General features: G+C 53.3%; 13 protein-coding genes and 1 pseudogene. 2 read left to right on the top strand and 12 right to left on the bottom strand.

Annotated features, from left to right (window positions below; translation table 11 throughout):
- Positions 1-6: 6 nt before the first annotated feature.
- Together OEU85_RS15690 and OEU85_RS15685 are read right to left on the bottom strand one after the other, a co-directional pair.
- Positions 7-951: a hypothetical protein gene (locus OEU85_RS15690; RefSeq protein ID WP_262692461.1), complete on the bottom strand. Its 945-nt coding sequence runs from the start codon at positions 949-951 to the stop codon at positions 7-9.
- Between the two features lie 436 nt (positions 952-1,387).
- Positions 1,388-4,633 (bottom strand): DEAD/DEAH box helicase, encoded by a 3,246-nt coding sequence (locus OEU85_RS15685; RefSeq protein ID WP_262692460.1) that lies wholly within the window; start codon positions 4,631-4,633, stop codon positions 1,388-1,390.
- A gap of 493 nt (positions 4,634-5,126) precedes the next feature.
- On the opposite strand from OEU85_RS15685, the gene OEU85_RS15680 reads away from it, so the two are divergent.
- Positions 5,127-5,585 (top strand): hypothetical protein, encoded by a 459-nt coding sequence (locus OEU85_RS15680; RefSeq protein WP_262692459.1) that lies wholly within the window; start codon positions 5,127-5,129, stop codon positions 5,583-5,585.
- A gap of 440 nt (positions 5,586-6,025) precedes the next feature.
- On the opposite strand, the gene OEU85_RS15675 is transcribed toward OEU85_RS15680, so the two are convergent.
- From OEU85_RS15675 to OEU85_RS15630, 10 genes and pseudogenes are all read right to left on the bottom strand, one after another.
- Positions 6,026-7,249, bottom strand: coding sequence for a tyrosine-type recombinase/integrase (locus OEU85_RS15675; protein WP_262692458.1), 1,224 nt, complete (start codon positions 7,247-7,249; stop codon positions 6,026-6,028).
- Complete coding sequence (locus OEU85_RS15670; RefSeq protein ID WP_262692457.1) at positions 7,233-7,799, bottom strand: hypothetical protein; 567 nt, start codon at positions 7,797-7,799, stop codon at positions 7,233-7,235. Before OEU85_RS15670 ends, OEU85_RS15675 begins: the two co-directional genes overlap by 17 nt.
- On the bottom strand, positions 7,796-9,844 hold the full coding sequence (locus OEU85_RS15665; RefSeq protein WP_262692456.1) for a hypothetical protein: 2,049 nt from the start codon (positions 9,842-9,844) through the stop codon (positions 7,796-7,798). Before OEU85_RS15665 ends, OEU85_RS15670 begins: the two co-directional genes overlap by 4 nt.
- Positions 9,841-10,458, bottom strand: coding sequence for a hypothetical protein (locus tag OEU85_RS15660; protein WP_262692455.1), 618 nt, complete (start codon positions 10,456-10,458; stop codon positions 9,841-9,843). The genes OEU85_RS15665 and OEU85_RS15660 overlap by 4 nt, the downstream gene beginning before the upstream one ends.
- A gap of 66 nt (positions 10,459-10,524) precedes the next feature.
- Positions 10,525-12,138, bottom strand: coding sequence for a hypothetical protein (locus tag OEU85_RS15655; protein ID WP_262692454.1), 1,614 nt, complete (start codon positions 12,136-12,138; stop codon positions 10,525-10,527).
- Positions 12,139-12,345: 207 nt separating this feature from the next.
- A pseudogene (locus OEU85_RS15650) lies at positions 12,346-13,251 on the bottom strand (YifB family Mg chelatase-like AAA ATPase); the annotation flags it as partial.
- A gap of 87 nt (positions 13,252-13,338) precedes the next feature.
- Positions 13,339-13,704, bottom strand: a complete 366-nt coding sequence (locus OEU85_RS15645) for a helix-turn-helix domain-containing protein (protein ID WP_262692452.1) — start codon at positions 13,702-13,704, stop codon at positions 13,339-13,341.
- Between the two features lie 3 nt (positions 13,705-13,707).
- Entirely contained in the window at positions 13,708-14,298 is a 591-nt protein-coding gene (locus OEU85_RS15640; protein ID WP_262692451.1) for a Smr/MutS family protein, read from the bottom strand.
- Entirely contained in the window at positions 14,291-15,505 is a 1,215-nt protein-coding gene (mltA, locus tag OEU85_RS15635; RefSeq protein ID WP_262692450.1) for a murein transglycosylase A, read from the bottom strand. Before mltA ends, OEU85_RS15640 begins: the two co-directional genes overlap by 8 nt.
- A 2-nt stretch (positions 15,506-15,507) precedes the next feature.
- Positions 15,508-16,164 carry a Tim44/TimA family putative adaptor protein gene (locus OEU85_RS15630; protein ID WP_262692449.1) on the bottom strand — a complete coding sequence of 219 codons (657 nt, stop codon included), beginning with the start codon at positions 16,162-16,164 and terminating at the stop codon, positions 15,508-15,510.
- A gap of 112 nt (positions 16,165-16,276) precedes the next feature.
- Here OEU85_RS15630 and OEU85_RS15625 point away from each other — a divergent pair, with 112 nt between their 5' ends.
- Positions 16,277-16,750: an FxsA family protein gene (locus OEU85_RS15625; RefSeq protein ID WP_262692448.1), complete on the top strand. Its 474-nt coding sequence runs from the start codon at positions 16,277-16,279 to the stop codon at positions 16,748-16,750.
- Positions 16,751-16,803: the final 53 nt, after the last annotated feature.

Raw genomic sequence — 16,803 nt, 5'->3', positions numbered from 1 at the left:
CTGTGGTTATTGCTTGGGGAAGAGGTGGAACGCGCACAGCGGTTTTGTGCCGCCGCCGCGATCGAACCTAATGCGCGAGTATCCGGTACCGTTATCGGAGGACATGTGGAGCGTCTGTTGCCAGAAGAAAATGTTCTTGCTGGAGCGGTGACCTTGTCCCGCAACCAAGTTATCGAAAAGGCCTGGCGCGATCGTAGGTTCGTAATAATACATATAGGGACGGTCTGGGCCGGGGAGGCCTATATTCGTGCATGGTCTGGCGAATGAATGCGAAAGCGAGGACAGTACCTTTTGTCGTTCGCCTGTTTCGGTTTTTTTATAGTGACTCACACGATAAAGCGGTGTCATGCGGTAGAGCGTGTCGGGCAGGCCATCGCCGTTGAGGTCAATGTGTGCGACAGCCAGTTCAGCCTTGAGAAGCCGTGCGTCAAGTTCCTCCGCAATCCCGTCCATGAGGCGGGCCCTTATCTCCGGCGGAATCTGGCCAGACCTGATGATCTCATTCAGTTCCGTAAACTTCAGTTGTCGGTCCGGATCGGCGGTGTTGATATCCAGGCTGTTCCAGAGAACAGCCGTTCGCATCAGCTCCATGTGTTCAGACGGCTCAAGGGATTGCCATTCGGGAAATGAAAAATCCTCGGAGCCGGGAGGAACCGCTACACCGCAGAAGTTCAGTTTGGTGAGTTGAAGCGCTTCGAGCCCGCGGGCGATCTCGCTACAGAAGGGACCACCACCATAACCGTCATAGGTTTGTTGCAGTTCAAACTTGTTCGGCGTGTTATCTGACCCCTGGGCGGGTGAGCTCTCATCCGCGCCGATGAGGTCGCAGGCCGTTGCGGCAGGAGCCACGGTGGCCGACCAAAAGCATATCGCCACGGACCACATGACGGCCTTGGGGCCGCGCCCTATGCTTTCTGAAGTAAAGCCTGTTGTGCGCTGGAATGTTTTCATTACAGCATCTCTTCAAAATATGTGCCTGATGAACAGATGCTATCCAGCACAACCACAATTGCAACTTATAGGTTTAATTTTAAGTAAATTGACAAACTCTGGTATAAGCGAGCACCGACGAAGTCACGGGATACTTCTGCCGTAAGCTAGTCTTGCACCAACCCTCCTAAAGACGCATTCAGTGTATTTTCCAACTCACTGAGCACGACAGTCCTTGGGTTCCTAACACACCATGCTCAACGGCGGGAGATATAGTGGCGCCCTTCGTTTACTTAGGGTTCAGCGGAGAGTTCATCATCGGCGCATCCCAGATATACCCACTAGTTTATAGGTCTGCACCATGAGACCCAGGAGTCCAAATGACGTGAGGCAATAAAGCACCGAGAGTGCGAATGTCAGTTTTACAAGCTTCACCATGCTTTCAATCCCTCTGGTATCACTCTGTAGCTATTTCTTCACTCAAAGGCCATCTGACAATATCCAGGTTCGTCGCGGCCGAGGCAAAAACACCTGCACGTGACCAATGCTGGTAATGCCCAATGACATATATAACCTTCTTTGCTCGAGTGGCCGCGACATTCAGAATATTTGGTGTTCCACCCGCCCAGTTCCGAGAACCTCGCTTTTCCTCCGCCGAAGCACCAAGTACCAGGAACACCGCCTCTGCTTCCTTGCCCTGGAAGGTATGTACTGTCCCGACATGATCCTCCGCCCACTTTTTCTGGCTCCGGCTATCAATGCCCAGTGGGCCCAGCACCCCACTTTTAAGGATATAAGCCCGCAGTTTGTCCGCCACTTCGCGAAAGGGCGAGATAATATAGAGGCTGGGTTTGGAGATGCCCTGTTCAGCAAGCTTGTTCATTAGAGTTACGACGGCCTCGCCCTCCTTTGGGCTCCATTTCTCAGAACTCGAACGCACATCGATCCATGCGCTGCCGGGAAACCAAGTTTGGAGCGCTTCGCCTATAGCAGAATATGGGTCCCCCGGCGCATGAACCATCAACCCGCCGTAAGCAATTTCGTTTGAGATAGAGAACATCGGATCCTGGCATCGCCGATGAACAAGGAGCGGCAAACCGATCTCCCTTGTGGTCATGCCTTCGCCCAAAGCAGCCACCAAGTGGCTCGCTGCGTCGGCCAGTGTTTGAACAGAAGCCTTAGGGGCCGACCAGATATCCGGGTGAACATCTCGACTGGTGCAAATCGCGCGAACGAGACCGGTTGGCGCTGTCGCAACCGGCTCGATCTGCAGAGGGTCTCCGATGATCAATGCGCGCCGCGATCGCCACACAGCACCAACTCCGGACTGTGGTGTAGCCTGTCCCGCCTCGTCGACAATCAACCATCCAATGGCTTCCTGGCCTAGCCCATCGAGCAGCCGATCTACAGATGCGAAGGTGGTAGAAATTAACGGGACCATGAGAAAAAAAGTGTCCCAGAGATCACCAAGGTAAGCGTCGGCGCCGGAGGGAATACGCCGACCTTTTATGTGTTGCATGATCAAGCCCAGGTTAGACTTCAATGGCCAGGCCGCTGCATCGATAAAGGCGCGGTGAAGGTTGATTGCCGCCACAAACATGCGATCGCGCGCAGCGATGAGCTTGTCGTCCATCCAAGGGCTAGCCACGTGGATTTCCTCATGACTTCCATTCCAGAATTCAGATCCAATATGGACACCTGAGCATTCGATCTGAGCTTCCGCCTCGACCTCCTGAAGCGCCTTCAGTTCCGTCTGTCTTTTCTCCAGAACTGATGCCGCCGCCTGTGCATCGGCTTCTGCCTGACGCGCTCTTTCCTCGGCAGCCAGTCGTTCAACTTCCGCGTTCTTGCGGTCAGAGACAGCGACGCCCATCTGCTCCAGTTTTTGTTCCTGGATCAGGCGCCATTTGCGGCCCATACCCAGCAACTGGAAAAAGGCGTGCGGCTTGAGGGCCGTGTGACCATCAAGCATTAGTCGGGCGTCTTCCAATGCTTGACCTGCAGCGACCAACGCTCGCTCCGCCGCGCTGTAGGTGGCTTTGGCAGCCTCGGAGCGAAGAGATGCTGCCTCCCAGTCGGATTGCGCACTTGAGGCTGCCTGATGTGCCTCCGCGCTCGAGGATAATGCAATGCGGAACTGTTCCCGCACTCTGATCATCAAACCAACGTTGGTTCGGCTCTCTCGGTATTCCAGGCGGGCCCGCTTCCATCGTTCCATTGCCGCGCGCTTATTGGCAGGCGGGTCTTCTGCCGCAACGATGGCAGGCGAGTCTTCCCCTTCTTTCTGTGAGCGTCCACGAGTGATAGCTCGCAGGTATTTTTCAAGGCCCCAATCTGAATGCCACCAAGCCTCTTCAATGAAATCTGAGCGGTTTTTCTGGTTACCGAGAACTGCCGCGATTAGCCCCCAGCAACTGTCACGTCTGCCGTGAATATTGTCGGCGGTGCCCGAGAAAAACTTCAAACCTAAGTCACGGGAAACTGCATCAGCGCGCGGCAGTTCGGCGCTGACATTTCGAACTGCCCCGTTGTTTGATGAAGCCACAACCATTCCAAACCCACGAAGCCGCGGATCCAGAGCACTGACCCGCGAGCGATAACCACCATCGGCCACGATATCCTTTTCTTCAAAGGCTCTTTCAGGGTTGCTGAACTCCGCCATCCGGTCAGCCCGTTCACAGATCACTGCTGCCACGATATCCCGAAGCAGAGTGGTTTTGCCTGTTCCCGGCGGCCCATTGACAGCCAGAAGGCCGCCGTCGGCCAGATCTTTTGTTGCCGCGTTCACAGCAGCCTGTTGCAATGTTACCAGCTTTGTAGGCATCGGTGCTGGCCAACGCGCCAAAGGAAAGTTTCGTGGGGCAAGCAATTCTTCGAGAACAGTCTGATCGTTCAAGACATCTTTTTTGGCGGAGGGCAACGCCTGCGCCAGATACGCTTGTAGCGCTGCGCCCATGCAATCATCTGCGGTTGCTGCCTTCACTCGATAAAGGTCTCGGAGGTAAAAACTGTTGATGATGTCGACAGGGTCCCTTTCTGTATCTCCAATTACACGGATCGCAACCCTTGGACGCTCAAGAATGTCTTTTGGTAGCCTCAAGACTTCCATGGCTTTTGCCATGCATCTCGTAAAGGCCTTCACACTTGTCGGAATCTGGAGGCCATCTTCTGCTGTTTCAACGAGAGTGTCGGCAATTTCCCGGCGGAGCTCTTCTTCTACCTCGTTGTAACGATGCAGTTCGTCGAGACTTCCCGCCAGAACCATCCCGCAAGCCCAGCCGAAGCTCGAGAGGATCAGTCCTGACGTCACGGGAAACCCTTTCTCATCGAAAGGCACCATGGCCAAAATGGATACGCCAGACGCAACCTCACGCTCAGGCCCCTCTGGCTCAAAGCCCGCAACCAGCATCTCTGTGGCTGGTTTCATCCGGATAAATGCTATCGGTAGGTACCATCTGATTTTGTCATCATCAGCCAGCCCGATGGATTGCCGATCACCGACCGTTGTATCCCACGGCATAACACCTGACGAAATATCGAATTCCACGCGCAGGCGCGCTGGCACCTTTGCTGGCTTCTGGCGGCCGCGGCGGGGAACTTCATCTTTCAGTAGGGCTTCCTGTTTGACAAAGGTTTGCGGCTGCAACGCCTCAATCGCCAACCATGCATCAAGAAGATTTGAGGGTTTTGGGGTATCCGGCATCAAGGGAACTTTACATTATTGCCACGCTGGGATTGGTGGTTTTCACACTGCGATAGAGTTGAGTTCAATACAACCCAAGAAAGATCAACGTTTTGTTCTTACCTAGTAAAACTGGGCTTTCTCTCTCAAGCAGGGCTGCGAGAAAGTTGGCTTTTTTGGTTATTTTCACACAACACCCAACAGCAAAATTCAGCGAAGCAGAAATGCCTTGGATTGGCGTAAACGGGGAAAGTTAAGACAAATCAACGTAATCTCTCATAGGTAGTAGCACAGAAATGCAAACCTATACGCAAAACTTCCATAAAATTCACAAGAATATACTGCGAAAAAATAGTATATTTCACACAAGCTATTGATATTAAATACTTTTCATATATTTCAACGACTTATATTAAAATATAAGCTCCTGCGACATTGAAGTGGGTGCAGCTATAGAAATATCCCACCAATTCATCTACAGGTTGGATGAGTCGAACAATACTTGGAGGGATACATGGACAGTAGTTCTGCACTCGAACACAGGCTGAACCAGCATCTACAGGACGTGATGACTTCGCTCGAGGTGCTTGATGAGGAGCAAGGCCGTATAGAAAAACAGATCTGCGACCTTCGGTCCAAGCTTTCGAAAACAGAGGACAAAAAAAAGATCCAGCAGATCCAACTGGAGACGCTTGAAGCCCTCAGGGAGCCGGAGGGCCTGCCTTCTGATGCAGACACACCAGCTCGCGGCAGATTGGGCCCGATGCAACAAGCTGCCCTGGATGCACTGCCGGAGCATCCAAACGCGGCATTGCCGGTTGCAACCCTGAAAGAGAAGCTGAACTCACAGGGGTATTCAATAAAAAGGACGCAAGACGTTCATAAGGTACTCCTCAAACTGGAGGACCGGCACTTGGCTAACTACGTCAAAAGAGGGAGAGCGCACTTCTGGTACAAAACCACTAGACCATAACAGCCCAATTTACATGAGCAAAAAAGCCACTCGGAAATGGGGATTTCCGAGCAGCCTTTATGTTTAGTTTCGCTACTAATCCAAGTGGAATTTCTCATAGCTTGCTCACTTTTTCAATCAAAACGTCGAATTTAATACGTTCGGCGAACGGAGAAGTTATGAATAAAATACTTCTGCAATCAGAGTCCAAGGGCCTCGTTTTCGCTATTCTCTTTCGTATCCACAGGAAAAACACCGTCCAGATTGCGGACATTGCAGGGTGCGCTAGATCCACAGTGGCCAGGAAAATGCGCCCAACACTGGCCAAAATTGACGGCATGAGCCCCGGGGAAAGCCGCGTGTTCAGAAGATGGGCGGCATCAATTTCTCAAAATGACCTTCTGGAGATCATCAGAAAGCCGGACCCAGAGCTATGGCACAGGCTTGGAAAGAAGCCTCCATCAACGGTGGCGTAGGTAGTCGGCAACAAATTGCTTAATTTCCGGCGCCGCATAGGTCGCATCTATATAAACGTAGAGGGACTGGGCAGACCGATGCCCGGTCCACTGCCTGAGCTCCCGCTGAAGTGCCAGATTGTTTTGCAACGCTCTTGTAAACTCATCAGCGCTTTCAAATCTGTATCGCTCTCTTATCGCCACGAATATTTTCGTGATAAATCGATGCCTCAACAGGTGAGGAGACACCGCGCACCTTAAGCCTGCTTGCCGCCCTAACATTCTAAATTCTGCTGTGATTGTGTCCGTAGTAAGTTGGCGGCCTGTTCGCGCGTTCAAGAAGAGGAAGCCGGCATCCTCACCTTTAAACCCAAGTTGGCGTCTCAGTACACGACGGCTCACCTCAATATACTCGTCCACAAACTCCAGATCTGAGCGGTTCACTGGAATTTCGCGCATCTCGATACGATTACCACCCTTCTTCAGCGATGGCACCCGAAGCATGGGCTGCGAGAGCCGCAACGCTCGCCGAATGTCGTGGGTCTTGATGCCGTTTAACTCCGCTCTTCGGCAACCCGTAACCTCAAGGAGCAAAATCATGACCAAGCGTCGCATGAGTATAAAGTGACTGCCGCTGCATTCTATTGCGGCGGCCTTTAATGCTTCGAGTGAATCGGTTCCGATCGGTTTCTTATTGTTTACCGGTTCAGGTGCGGGGAAGCTACGATGGTGCCATACAGCGCTCCACCCATGTCTCCTGCGGTCTTTTACCTGTCGAATTTCTGCATTTATTTTCCCCTGAGCTCCTACGAGAGGCGTGTCACACAGGTGTCGACCCAGAAAATCCAAAAACCTCAGGGCTAGGCGACCAATATTTAGAACGGTCGTCGCGTTTCTCTCGGGCACGGCGGGCTGGTGCGAGTTTCTTGAGAGTGAGAAGACAAAATCAGTGAAATCGTTATCGGTAAGGTCCAAAAAGTCCATGCCTCTCGAATAACAATACGTGACAAGATGGTTCACCTGAGAAGCGTAGGTGGTGATGGTACCTCCTCCGTCGATCGTCGATTTGTTATTCTCGATCAAATCGACCAAAAATGCGTTTGCAGCAAAACACCACCGACCATCGGGCCAATAAATTGGCGAAACTTTGCCGGCAAGAATAGTGCTAATAGTTCCGTCCGACCTTAATGCGAACGGGAGTTCAAAATTCGATTTAGCGCTTCTGGACATTTTTCAGGTCTACAACGTTGTCAAATCGAGCAAGCGCCTCATCCGTGCTAATGCCATGCATGAAAAGGGCAAGTAGCTCCCGTCGTAATTTTTGATAACGCGCCAGCTCCTTGCTGTCGCCACAACGCCTCACTACTTCCTCGAACTCACGTAAAATGCGCCGTATGCAATTGGTGGAGACCATCAGTTCACCATGAAGGCTTTGTAGTCTTTCCCGGAGCCGCGTGTTGGTCCGCTTCAGGTCACGAACGGTGTCTCGAGAAATGCCGGATCGAACATCGCGTTTTTTGTTCAAACGGATATGCACCGACCTGCGCAATTGCTCCAGCGCGAGAAACCCTCCCTCAAGCACAGCATCTGCCTGCCGTTTTAACGCGTTCAAGGACATCGCCATGTGGTGTTCGTTGGTAAAAGCCGCAAACTTTACCTGGGATGAAAGGGCATCAAGCACTGCCGTGTCATCAATGTACTGATCAATCGAGTGGTTGATTGTCTCCAGCCACTCCTTGCGCGCAATAACGGCCTCTTTTCGCTGTTGAATCCTTGTCATATGCCAGCGTCCAACGGAGAGATTTTGACGCACATCCGGTATCTTTTCCCCCCTTCGCTCTCATAGAAGACTGGTTCGAGATCGACCGTACCTTCTTCAAGCAGCGCCTCAAGATAGTCATTCAGCTCATTCTCGGTCAAAAGAGTAAACTTCTTCACGCCGAAACGCTGAAACATCAATGTTTCCAGGTCTTCTTTCCAAGGAGCGTCGTGCCCAACCATGGCACTAATCGTGCCCGCCTTGATTGTTCTCAAAACCTCGCCCGTCGTTTCCTCCGTGATATATCGGTAAAGATGTTCGGGATCGGTATGGGCAAGAAACCAACTCAAGGTATCCTCTCCGGACGGCGTGCCAGACCAGAAGAATGCCATCGCAAAAAAACGCCTGAGTTGGTGGGTGCGAATATAGTAGCGCGTTCCCGTACCATCGCCGGGCATGTCGAAAAAATCACAGAAGCGGTTGATGTGCACTTGAGATTTAACAGTAGCTACAGAAACAAGGCCAACACCGAGGACCTTGGGAACACAGAGAAACGGCACGTAAGCTGGCAAACATTCAATCTCTATAAGCTCTGTCTGGAACTGCTTTATCTGTCCTATCATTCTGGAAACGATTGTCGGAACCGGCCTGATTTTTTTTGCCCGATAGGGCCCAGCGCCAGATTTTCTGTTGTAGAACACGAGAAAGCTCTCGGTGGCATCGAGACAGCGATCTACCGGCACGCTTAAAAACTCGGATATTCTGCGTGCCGACAAGGCAGCGACTGTAATATGAATTGCGCCAAACAACACTTGAATCAGGTTTATTAGACCAGTCACTTGCTTCGGCTCAGCAGTTGTATGATGCGCTGTAGGTGACGTTCTATTGTCTAAAAACCAACCTGCGATAGCAAAATCAGACAAGCTATCAAAAGCCCCATCTTGTAGGGCAATCGCTACAGCGTCATCATAGGAAAGGTTGGGCTGCTTCTTTCTTATCTCACAGCATAAGACATAAGCATTTAGAAGGTCAGACCCGTAGCGTAAGTAAAACTCCATGCCAGATCTCAACGCGTAGGTCACCACGCGATGTGGAACAGTCTTGAACCTACCAGTTTCAACCGCCTTGTTCGAAGCTACCTTCGTGGCTTCATCAATGTCTTGTTCTGTAATTCCCTCCAGACTTACGTTCAAACGCACCAACGCCCGGAGTGAAGCGGCATAGCGGCCGAGCTCTTGTTTGGGCAACGGCCGCGCCCCTTGAGCTTTGACCGATACCGCGTCAAACCGTTCCACCTTGGGCATGGCCCGCCAAATTTCCAGTTCCGGCGGAGCAGGGTGATTAAATCCACCCTTGAATATCTCAGAGAAAACCCGATCACCCAAACACCTTCGCTTCACGGAGAAGAGCCGCTTTGGATCCCCGCGCTGATAATAAAGGCCGATTGACCAAAGGTACGCTCTGTAGGCGAAAATTTCGTCTTCGGACGAGGCCCACCAACGATCTTCCTTAGGCACCAAACCACTCAACAAAATTGGATATTCGTTTAAAATCCGGTCCGCATCGAAACCAACGATGCACCGATCAAGGTAGGATTTTAGTTCGATCGGCCAGCGGTAAACGCTGAGACTGGAACACGAGCTTCGGACAAGATCTTCCAACAAATTGCGAATGTCGTTGATGCTTACGAGCGAAAGACCAAACTCCGACAACTGAAATTGCTCGGCTCGAAGGAGAAAGTAGTCCATGAGCGCCAGTGTAGCAGAGATTTTCCTATACCGTGACGGTCCTCTGAGTACGCCAAAGTTGGTTTCACTTCGTTCAACAGCACCCACTATCCAATGCTTAAAAACATTGAGCAAATCGGAATTTTGAGGCTCAAGCAGGCTACTGCCATCCTCCAACCTCTTTCCGAAGTTAATCGACATCACGCCTTGCTGACCCAGATCAATTGTCCAATCATTGTCCGCAAAACTGCTGATCAACCAAATCGGTGATGGATCATTTTTGCCTGTGCTATTGGCAAGAAGCTCGATCTCCCGCTGAAATTTGATAGCCTCACTCATGATACGAACCCTCGGATCAGAGATGGGCCCTTCTTATCGCGCACTGAAGCCAACATCTTCTGGATGTCCGGCCTCAAAAACTCGGCGCTTTCAATGTGCGAAATCAATTTATCTGCGAATTGGTGCCAGAAATGGAAAGTTCTACCTGCAGCTTCCGCATCCGCCTCGGAGACTTGCGACAAGGCACAATAGATACCGAGTACATCCTCATTGATCCCAACAATCACATTACCCACCTGACCGATAGTTTCATCGACTGTGATTTCTTCATCAGGGAAAGTGATGGCGTGGTTGCGGAGAAATGCATCCATCTCCGAAACACTTTGAAAACCGGAAGCCTCCATTAAGTAATCAGAGTCTTTCATGACTTCGCAAACGATCCCCAACTGAAAAATACGAATCCATCGTTCCTCAAAAAAACGTCGGATAGGCTCCGGGAGATAGTGGTCGATCAGTGCGGTCTTGAATTCTTTGTGGCCAAGGGCGCTTGCCATGGCAGAAATGCTGGTCGTGCGTAGGTACTCAAGTGTTGCTGCGCTGGCTCGTAAGCGTGTCAAAGTAAAGGCATGAGCCAGACGATGGGTTACACTGGTCGGAGCCCCCAATTCTTTCATGTCCGCAGAAAATTCCCTGCGCAACTCATGGCGGTAGGAAATTTCGTCTTTTTTTATCGGCTTAGGCTAGGCGAAGGTGTTTCCCGATCCCAGAAAAAGGTAACGCCAGTTATCGTCTCCTTTCCTCCGCAAGTAATCTCTCAAAGGCTGAGTTACTTGAATTGCTTGTTGTACCAATGCAGATGTGCGCTGGTTTAACTGGGTTGATTTTTGTGCGTTGCTCGACCCCGCTCTGGGCTTATAGCTAATCAAAAACGCCTGTCCCTCTCGTTCTTGATATCCAGTCATATAGCCGTTCTTATCGTACAGTTTCAGCGACAGAAGTGCTGCCTGAGTGAGGGCTGGATGTTCAATCGTCAGAAGAGCGCAATATGCCAGAATAACTCTGGTGGATGGCATACCGAGCTCTCTTGCCGCCGAGCCTCTGTTTTCATACAGCTGCTGCAAACCCAAATCTTTTCCTGTTAGATATCCGTGCTTTTCAAATGTCGCGGCCATGTCGTTAGCAACATGAGGATTGGATGACGAACGCCGCCAGGTGTTCGGCATTGACCTCTCTACAGTATGGGATGACATGTGGCGTGGCAGAGGAATGGCGACGCCTGTTTCGGCCAGGCGTCTGCGGCGCACGACGTTGTCCCACACGGTGCCGGTCACAAATTCAGCCCAACTTCTTATCCAGCCAACATCTTTCTCAATGCCGTCAAAGAGTATTTCAACGGCATTGCGATCTGTAACCTCCAGAGGTACCTCAGTAATGAGCTTTGCTTTTATTTTTTCGCCAGACGTACCCACTCGAACATTTGTATCAGCGCCGCGAATACGCTCTCCGCGCGGCATTGGAAATTCCCCTTCAGGGCGTGCCAGCAAACCGGCAGGTATCAGGTAATCCTGAATAAATGTCCGAAACTGACATCGCCATTCAATTGCAGCAGATGCATACTGTTTTGGATTTTCCGCATTCTTGGATTCCGAGAGAAATCGGACTAATAAGGTACGTAAAAAAGCTGCCGCGTGCTGTGGGGACTTCAAGTCTTCAAGCTTCCCCTCGGCGCCCCATTCCGCATAGCCGTCTATCAGAACTTGCCAGGTACCATGTAAGCCCCGTTGTCTGGTTCGAAAGAATTCATCCAACGTTGCATAGAGCTTCTTTGTGAAATCTTTTCCACATGTGGACAATACTTCTTGCAAGGGAAAATACCTTCGGGAGCCAGACTTAGAGACCGACGGCCAGCCCTTCCAATATTCCAGCAACTCCAGATCGAAAGGCAAATCATGTAAATCCCGCGCAACCGCTTCACGATACTCATCGGGATACTTCAGTGACAGGCGAAGTGGACTGGCATCCACATAGTTTAGGGCGTTGGCACATCGGAGAAAATATCGCGCCATAAGCACGTTACCATACTCGCTCCGGTCAAACATTTTTCCCTGAAAAACCGACACGCAATATTGCTCTACAATCTGCCTGTTTGATGCGGAATGCTTTGCTGATCTATTCAGTTTTCGATCATATAACTGACAGAAACACTCTAGCCCAATGAGGGCTAAAGACATGTTATCCGAAAACCAGGGTGTAACGGTTGCTACCGTATGAATAAAGTCCGCGCGTACATCCGCCGGGACGCTCTTGTATTCGTAATTACGTAGATCGTGGCGCTTGCCATTGATGATGCTCATAAGACCTCCAAAATTAAAAGGTCTACCCAATAGGAACATGTTTTTTGAAAAAGCAACACGTGCACCCAAAAAAGTGCGTTGCATGTGCCGAGCCGAAAAGAAAAAATGGACCATCGTCCATTTTTTTACTGCTGCTGGAATAAACTAATTAATTGTATTATTTAATGTTTCTGGAGAATGGACGAGCGTTCAAAAACTTTAAAGTTCCAATTCGTCAAGGAACAGCACGCCGTTATGCGCTAACGATACCTCGCCCGGCTTTGCCTTCTGCCCGCCTCCCACAAGTGCTGGCTGGCTGGCGCTATGGTGCGGGGAGCGGAAAGGCCGCGCCCTGCTGATACGGCCACCTTTCAAAAGCCCGGCCACCGAGGCAATCATGCTGGTTTCCAGCGCCTCTTCAGGGCTGAGCGGCGGCAGGATCGACGGCAGGCGCGTCGCCAGCATCGACTTGCCCGACCCCGGCGGCCCACACATCAGCATGTTGTGCCCGCCGGCGGCAGCCACCTCCAGCGCACGTTTGGCGGTTTCCTGCCCCTTGATATCAGCAAGATCAGGCAGATCGCTCAGGTCCGCCTCGGGCTTCAGCTCAGGCGCACGTAATATCTGGTTGCCGCGAAAATGATTGATCAGCGCCAAAAGGCTCTCGGGCGCCAGTATCTCGAGCCCCCCCGCCCATGCGGCCTCTGGCCCCACCGCGTGGGGACATATGAAACTGGCGTTCATTGCACTGGCATGGATCGCGGCGGGCAGCGCGCCAATCACCGCGCGGATGCTACCATCCAGCCCCAGTTCCCCCATCACCACGCTACCCTCAAGCGCATCGCTTGGCAGCACGTTCATCGCCACAAGCGTCGCCAGTGCGATGGGCAGGTCATAGTGCGACCCTTCCTTTGGCAGGTCGGCGGGGGACAAGTTGACGGTGATACGCTCGGCGGGCAGGGAAAGGCCAATGGCGGAAAGCGCGGCGCGTACCCGCTCCCGCGCTTCTGAAACGGCCTTGTCAGGCAGGCCCACGACAGTAAAGGACGGCAACCCACTTGTGATCAGCACCTGTACTTCAACAGGACAGGCTTCAATACCCTCAAACGCCACTGTCCGCACCGATGCAACCATAAAGCCCCCATTCCCATCGCTTCAGTGGCAAAGCTAGAACAAAAAGGCAACGATTTCCAGACGAAAATGGAAGGTCAGAAGAGGTAATCAACCAGCGCGGGGTTGTTCGCTCAGGAAGGCCAGCAACTGGTCCAGCTCGCGGTCATTCAGGCGGCCAATGCGCCGCGCCAGCAGATTGACAGCGCGCGTGGCACGCGGATCCATGCCAGCGGTATCGATCGTGACCTTGGGCTTGGACAGGTGTGCGATGTCCTGCAACTGTTCCGCATCGTCCCAGATCAAGCCAAAATACTGGATGATTTTTTGCAAAAACGCCCACGACGGTGCACCGCGCTTGCCGTGCTCAAGCGCCGAGAGATAGGCCGGTGTCACATCCAGTGCTGCCGCAAGCTGAGCCTGCGTGATGCCGCGCCTTTGTCTGAGTTCGCGCAGTTTTTCACCAAAAGGTGTCATGGCCTAGCCCTTCTTCCGGCTGCCCGGCAAGCGCCGCCGGAGGATGACATAAAGCGCGCCGTCACCGCCGTGTTCCGGCGCGGCCGTCCCGTAGGACTGGATGAAAGGCTTCAGCTCAGGCCCTTCAAGCCACAGAGGCACCATGCGGCGCAGCACGCCGCCGTGCTGGTCAAAATCACCCCTTGTACGGTACGCAGCCGGTATTGCATCAAGCTGGCTGAAACGCTTGCCGCCTTTGCCGGTGACAACCAGAAGCGTCTTGTCACCACGCCTGATAGCGCCCTCGACGGTGGTACGGAGTTTGGCAAAAGCACGGTCCTGTGTCATGCCGTGCAAATCGACTGAGCGATCGACCTCCTGCCGGCCGGTCGCAATTTGCCGCTGCATGCGCCTTTCGATCCGGGCTTCGGGCTGTGGCGAGGCTTTGGTATGCCATTCCATCCGCAGACCCCGCGCTTCTTCTTTCAGATAGATTTTGGGCAGCGACTGCAGGGGCGGCGTCTCGGGCCGACCTCCAAGCCGCGTGACACTTTCCGTCACCTTTTGCCATATCTCGCGGTCCCGCTCGGTTAACGGGTCTTTTTTCCTAGCCACCGGCCCTGTCCTCAAGCAGGCGCGCCGCCAGCGGCTTTGGCAGCATGATCCAGTAGCGACCACGGTTCGCCATACGGCCCGCAATCTCCTCCGCCTCTTCACCGAAGCCCCAGAATACATCACCGCGAATTTCGCCCCGGATGGCACCGCCTGTGTCTTGCGCGACCATCAGCCGGTTGAGCGGCAGCGGTTCGGCCTCCCGGTCAGAGGGGTCGGGATAACTGGCCGAAAGCCAGACCGGCACATGAAGCGACAGATGATTGCGGTCCACCGCCAGCGAGCGCCCAGCCGTCAGCGCGACATTGGCAGACCCGAAAGGTCCATCGCCCTCTTCCAGCAAACGGAAAAAGACGTAAGATGCGTTGGTGTTCAGTAGCTCTTCGGCGCGGTCCGGGTTATCGTCCAGCCAGCTGCGGATAGCTTGCATGGACATTTTCGTGCGCGGGACCTCGCCTTCGGCAATCAGCTGCCTGCCAATCGCGGTATAGGCATGGCCATTCTGGCTGGCGTAGCCGACGCGGACAAGCCGACCGTCGTCCATTATTACCCGGCCCGAGCCTTGGATATGCAGGAAGAAAGCATCCACCGGATCGTCCACCCACAACAGCTCAAGGTCCCGGCCATCTATCGCGCCGGAGGTGATAGCCTCGCGGTCATAATAGGGCACCAGCTTGTCCCCCTGCACCTTGCCGGCGATGCGGCGTCCCCTGAGGTCTGCCCGGAATGAGCCAAGGTCAACGCTTACAAGCTCCGGCGGTTTCACGTGAAGCGGCACATGATACCGGATGCTCTGGTTCTCGCTACCGCGGAGGAGAGTTTCATAATAGCCGGTAAACATGCCCTTGGTCTCGCCGCCCAGCGAGACCTCAAGCGGCTGGAAGGCGCTTTCAAAAAAGCTGCGCAGGTCGTCATCCGGCCCGGCAGACAGGATATGCGTGCATACCTCGGCCCAGTCTCCCATCGTGCCGCCAATCGCCGCGCCCGGCAGGCCACGTTTGGCTGGCTGGCGTTTCATGCTGTCGCAGCTTTTCCTGAGCGCGGGCAATGCCTCCATGAGATTATCCGTCCCCCAGCCAGGCAGCTCTGCAAACGGTACAGGCCGGAAGCTCAGGCCGGCCGGCTTGCGGCTCATCAGCAAAAGCGCCGCCACAAGCGGCAGCGCAATCAGGGCAAGAAAGCCAATATATTTGAGGGCGCGGCCGGCCATGATTAGCCTGCGCGGGTTGCCACAAGGGTCCAGTTCGGATCGCGCGAGCGCGTGTCGCGCGCAAATGTCCAGCGGTCATTGACCTCAACGGCGTCCGACAGGTCACCTTCAACCAGGTTACCGTCCGCGTCTTTTGTCACCGCGATAATCTCGGCGGTGAAATGCACGGTCAGTTCCGCCATGCGGTTCTGGAGCTGGGCCTTGGTGATCTCGGCGTTCGCCACGTCGATCAACTTGTTTTCCACCTTGTAGCCGTTCTCTTCCCGCGCATCGAGGGCAGAGGAGAATTGCTGATAGACGGAATCATCAAGGAACCCCTTGAGCGTTTCCCGGTCACCAGCCCAGAAAGCCTCGAGGATCATCTCATAGGCCGCGCTCGCACCTTCCATGAAGGTAGGCACGTCAAAACTTGAATCCACCCGGCGGATATCCTGATAGGCCTTCCTCAACGCCGGATTTTCTTCCAATTCTACAACATTGTCCTCGCGCCCGGGTATGTCTTGCGTCGCATCTTCGCGTGAAGACGGACGGCCTGTCTGCGCGGATGAACGCGGGGCGGCCGGGGGAAGCGGTTCATTGCCCGTTTTTTTGCCAAGTTCCGAGCGTAACCTCAGAATTATGAAACCGGCCAACATGGCGAGAAGAATGATATCCAACATGACTTATAGAAGTCCGATCGTCCTGAAATATTGAAAGACTTGGCCGCCCGCTATTGAACGAAGCGCCTAACATGCCCTTATAGATAGGTGGAAATGAAGGAAAGAACAAGGAATGCCCTTAATCATATTATTGTTAATTCTGGCCGTTCCGGTCGTTGAACTGTCGATCCTGATCGATATCGGTGGCGAGATCGGCGCATTGCCTACCATCGCCCTGTGTATTTTGACCGCAGCGGTTGGCCTGACCATCGTGCGGCAGCAGGGGCTATCCACGTTGCGGGATATCCAGACGCAGGGTCAGCGCATCGGTACCAGCATCGTGCACGGCTTTTTTCTGGCCCTTGCCGGTGTCTGCCTCCTCATACCCGGCTTCATGACCGACATAATCGGCGGCCTGCTTCTTATTCCGCCGCTCAGGCTTTGGCTTGGCAAGGGCATTGCCTCATGGGCGATGACCCATAAGGCCGAAAGCATGCGGCGTGGCAACATCGTCATCGAGGGCGAATTCTGGACAGCGGAGACCAAGCAACCCGCGCCTGAGCCGCTTCCTCGTGAGGATGGGAACACAGACAGGCCCGAAAATTAGGAAAACCGCCATCTCCGGCGCAATTGTTTATTGTTCATCTGTTGAAACCGTGC

The sequence above is a fragment of the Kordiimonas aestuarii genome, from assembly GCF_025574465.1.
GTDB lineage: Bacteria > Pseudomonadota > Alphaproteobacteria > Sphingomonadales > Kordiimonadaceae > Kordiimonas > Kordiimonas aestuarii.
This window is presented reverse-complemented; position numbering and strand designations above follow the sequence as displayed.

What these genes read in the sequence shown, in the direction of transcription:
- OEU85_RS15630 (WP_262692449.1), bottom strand. Translation starts at nt 16,164, where the DNA reads ATGTTGGATATCATTCTTCTCGCCATGTTGGCCGGTTTCATAATTCTG.
- OEU85_RS15645 (WP_262692452.1), bottom strand. Translation starts at nt 13,704, where the DNA reads ATGACACCTTTTGGTGAAAAACTGCGCGAACTCAGACAAAGGCGCGGC.
- OEU85_RS15670 (WP_262692457.1), bottom strand. Translation starts at nt 7,799, where the DNA reads ATGACAAGGATTCAACAGCGAAAAGAGGCCGTTATTGCGCGCAAGGAG.
- OEU85_RS15660 (WP_262692455.1), bottom strand. Translation starts at nt 10,458, where the DNA reads ATGAAAGAATTGGGGGCTCCGACCAGTGTAACCCATCGTCTGGCTCAT.
- OEU85_RS15690 (WP_262692461.1), bottom strand. Translation starts at nt 951, where the DNA reads ATGAAAACATTCCAGCGCACAACAGGCTTTACTTCAGAAAGCATAGGG.
- mltA (WP_262692450.1), bottom strand. Translation starts at nt 15,505, where the DNA reads ATGGCCGGCCGCGCCCTCAAATATATTGGCTTTCTTGCCCTGATTGCG.
- OEU85_RS15655 (WP_262692454.1), bottom strand. Translation starts at nt 12,138, where the DNA reads ATGAGCATCATCAATGGCAAGCGCCACGATCTACGTAATTACGAATAC.
- OEU85_RS15625 (WP_262692448.1), top strand. Translation starts at nt 16,277, where the DNA reads ATGCCCTTAATCATATTATTGTTAATTCTGGCCGTTCCGGTCGTTGAA.
- OEU85_RS15680 (WP_262692459.1), top strand. Translation starts at nt 5,127, where the DNA reads ATGGACAGTAGTTCTGCACTCGAACACAGGCTGAACCAGCATCTACAG.
- OEU85_RS15675 (WP_262692458.1), bottom strand. Translation starts at nt 7,249, where the DNA reads ATGTCCAGAAGCGCTAAATCGAATTTTGAACTCCCGTTCGCATTAAGG.
- OEU85_RS15665 (WP_262692456.1), bottom strand. Translation starts at nt 9,844, where the DNA reads ATGAGTGAGGCTATCAAATTTCAGCGGGAGATCGAGCTTCTTGCCAAT.
- OEU85_RS15685 (WP_262692460.1), bottom strand. Translation starts at nt 4,633, where the DNA reads ATGCCGGATACCCCAAAACCCTCAAATCTTCTTGATGCATGGTTGGCG.